The 2363-nt window shown below is 60.8% G+C and carries 5 protein-coding genes and 1 pseudogene; all 6 read right to left on the reverse strand.

What is annotated here, in order from left to right; genetic code table 11:
- Positions 1–192: pseudogene (locus tag ACMWKK_RS26045) on the reverse strand (hypothetical protein); the annotation flags it as partial.
- A complete protein-coding gene (locus ACMWKK_RS26050; protein WP_003100856.1) occupies positions 189–689 on the reverse strand; it encodes a hypothetical protein in 501 nt (166 codons plus the stop codon). The gene ACMWKK_RS26050 and the pseudogene ACMWKK_RS26045, both read right to left, overlap by 4 nt.
- Positions 686–1012: a hypothetical protein gene (locus tag ACMWKK_RS26055; RefSeq protein ID WP_003100858.1), complete on the reverse strand. Its 327-nt coding sequence runs from the start codon at positions 1010–1012 to the stop codon at positions 686–688. The genes ACMWKK_RS26050 and ACMWKK_RS26055 overlap by 4 nt, the downstream gene beginning before the upstream one ends.
- Before the next feature lie 254 nt (positions 1013–1266).
- Positions 1267–1623, reverse strand: coding sequence for a cupin domain-containing protein (locus ACMWKK_RS26060; protein ID WP_000215515.1), 357 nt, complete (start codon positions 1621–1623; stop codon positions 1267–1269).
- Positions 1613–2014, reverse strand: a complete 402-nt coding sequence (locus ACMWKK_RS26065) for a DUF86 domain-containing protein (protein ID WP_001293886.1) — start codon at positions 2012–2014, stop codon at positions 1613–1615. The genes ACMWKK_RS26060 and ACMWKK_RS26065 overlap by 11 nt, the downstream gene beginning before the upstream one ends.
- Positions 2011–2301: a nucleotidyltransferase family protein gene (locus ACMWKK_RS26070; protein ID WP_001247892.1), complete on the reverse strand. Its 291-nt coding sequence runs from the start codon at positions 2299–2301 to the stop codon at positions 2011–2013. The genes ACMWKK_RS26065 and ACMWKK_RS26070 overlap by 4 nt, the downstream gene beginning before the upstream one ends.
- Between the last annotated feature and the right edge of the window lie 62 nt (positions 2302–2363).

Raw genomic sequence — 2363 nt, forward strand, 5'->3', positions numbered from 1 at the left:
CAGCAGGTGCAGCAGGCTGAACAGCCGCATGTCGTTGGTGGCGACGATGCGCTCCCGAATCTGCTCCTGAATAGCTTCGCTAGCCCGATGCGCTTGTGGTGTGGCAGTCCCCTCGTAGTCAGCGGGGAATTCCGCTTCCTCGGCAATCCTTGCCCAGGCGCTGGCCAGCGCCTCGATGGTTGACGTGCTCATTTCCGCCGCTCCTGTGCTCTTTGGCGAATCAACCGGCCAAGGGGCCTCGACGCGAAAACCAGCAGCATCACGCCTATCGGATACCAGGTCGAGAAGACCACCAAGGCATCGAAGGCTGGCCGTCCGGTGTTGGTAGGCAGTACGGCGGTCACAGCCATCAACCCGCCGACCGTCCAGATGATGCGCCACACGTAGGGCATCACGCGGGGCACGTAGCCGTCATCGAAAGCGGTCTGGTAGTAGCGGCGCAGGCCGCGCTCGGCAAGCGCCTGGCGCTGCCGCTCCGACAGCGCATCCGTCCGGCCATACCAGCGCCGGAATGGTGGACAGCGCAGCAGCAAAGGGGTGAAGAGGATCATCACCGCCACGATCGCGACACCCCACGCCATGACGGCGCCGGCATCGGGCCGCTTGGCGTTCTCGATCACGGGCGCGAAGACGCCCGGAGCACCGATCATCCAGAACAGCGCAATGTGCTGATGGAAGGAGAGCTTCATTTGCTCATCCACTTGCGCAGCAGGCGCTTTTTCAGGGAGGCGCGTTCTTGCGGGTTGCGTCCCTTGTGATTGGCGATGCGATCCGCCGTGGCGGCCTGGCGCTTGACGGGCCAGTAGGAGCGGCCATCCTTGCCCATCGACCAGACGCTGCTGGCCTGGTTTTCCAGCAGGGGCAGATGGGCGCTCAGGGCTTCGGGCGACGCGCTGGTCAGCGCCGTGCGCTCACGGGTGCGCCAGCGCTGATGCCAGAGCTTCTTGTCCTCGCGCTCGCTGCCGCAGGTCGTGTGCCCGACGATGGGTGTTTTGCGGCGGCTGCGGCTCATAACGTAGTGGTCTCCAAGAACATTCAGGACTGATCCCAGGCGTCGATGGTCAAGACCTGATCGGCAGGACAGGCGGCTACGCGGTCGGGAACTGGATGGTGTTCAGTCTCATGCCGACCCCATTCGATTGATCGCGTCGCTTGCGGCACGCTGCGACGCAAGGAGGTTTGCGACCTGGTTTAGCAGCCGTGTCCGCTGCATGTCTGTTACCTATCTCCCCGACCGCTCATTGGACCAACTCCAGAGATTGGGCTCTATCGCTCAGCCAATACGAAACCGGCATTGGCTGATGCCACAACCGAGACTAACACAAATGGCTCGGTACCTGTATTTCGCGCCCCGTGCACTTGGCCCGGTCTTGCCACGGCTATCTCACCTTCCCTGAGGGCACGAACAATCCCATTGCCCTGAAAGTAATCAGCCATTCCCGACAAAACAGTCCACGTGTCTTGGCCGTGAGGATGAATGTGAGCCGCAATTTCCTGCCCGGGATGGACATGCCAAACCACGATAATTGAGTCTCGGGTTTCAAGCACAACGGAACGAATAGGCTCGCCTTCGGACGGCTGAACATACTCGGCTACAGAAAATATTCTCGATTCAACAGTCATCGGAGATCCCTCTTTCACAGTTGTCGTTACGGTCTTCATCGTCGGCATCCTGACGCACGGCGGGCAATTGCTGGAGCAACGCCGGCAGCCATTCCTGTACCGTCTCCCACACCACATCGAGGTTGATGTCGAAATAGCCGTGAGCCATGCGATTACGCATATTGCGCATGCTGCGCCACGGCACGTCGGCATGCGCCTGGGTGAACTCGACGTAGCCATCCATCACCTTTGTGGCCGCCTCGCCGATGACGATCAGGCTCATGATGACGGCCTGCTGGGTGCGCTTGTCGGCCAAGAAGTCGTCCTTGGCCATCCCTTCCACGAAGCTGCGCGCATCGGTTGCGGCCTGCTGAATGTGGTCGAGGTAATCGGGCAGGCGGTTCTCGCTCATATCGGTTGCGCCTCCGCGAGCACCTTGGCCCGGAACTTCGGCGGCAGGTCGCCGGGAGTCAGCAGATCGACGTCAACGCCGAGCAGCGATTTCAGTTCTTCTTCCAAATCGCCCAAGTCCAACAACGTGGCACCGGGCAGCGCATCGACCAACAGGTCGAGGTCGCTGCCATCCCGGTCGGTGCCATGCAGCACCGAGCCGAAGACGCGCGGGTTCGCGGCGCGAAAGCGGCCTACCGCTTCACGCACTGCGCTTCGCTTCATGTCAAGCACAACAGACGGTCGCATGCGCATCCTTTCTTATCGAAACTCGTTGAGATGATATGCAATCAAGAATAGAATTTCAAGAA

Origin of the sequence: Enterobacter sp. 01-M-03-SI-ECC (assembly GCF_047530215.1) — a bacterium.
Taxonomy (GTDB): domain Bacteria; phylum Pseudomonadota; class Gammaproteobacteria; order Enterobacterales; family Enterobacteriaceae; genus Enterobacter; species Enterobacter chengduensis.